We start from the raw sequence: 433 nt of genomic DNA, 5'->3' as shown, positions 1-433 counted from the left end.
TGGACAATGTCATCTCCTAATAAAACAGCACATGGTTCATTCCCTATGAATTGTCTAGCGGTCCATATAGCATGACCTAAACCTTTTTGTTCTTTTTGTCTTACATAAAACATATTTGCTAAGTTGCTTGAGTGTTTTACTGATTGAAGTAACTCAGACTTACCTTTTTCTTCCAGAGTCATTTCCAATTCTTTTTGATTATCAAAATGATCTTCGATTGCTCTTTTATGCTTACCTGTAACTATAATAATATCTTCAATTCCCGCTTCTACTGCTTCTTCTACTATATATTGGATAGTAGGCTTATCTAAAATAGGTAACATTTCTTTAGGCATCGCTTTAGTTGCTGGTAAAAACCTGGTACCTAAACCTGCTGCTGGTATTATAGCCTTCTTAATTTTCATAAGTTATATCCTCCCTCTAATATTTCAAA

At 33.5% G+C, this 433-nt stretch carries 1 protein-coding gene; it reads right to left on the bottom strand.

Annotated features, from left to right (window positions below; all coding sequences use genetic code 11):
• Window positions 1–404: UTP--glucose-1-phosphate uridylyltransferase (locus tag ACF91D_RS32040; RefSeq protein WP_392438745.1), on the bottom strand; the 404-nt coding region annotated here is incomplete at its 3' end.
• Between the last annotated feature and the right edge of the window lie 29 nt (window positions 405–433).

The organism is Staphylococcus sp. 231237_7MaSpsaltlick (assembly GCF_043107035.1).
Note: the sequence above shows the minus strand (reverse complement) of the source record. Positions and strands in the feature narration are given on the sequence as shown.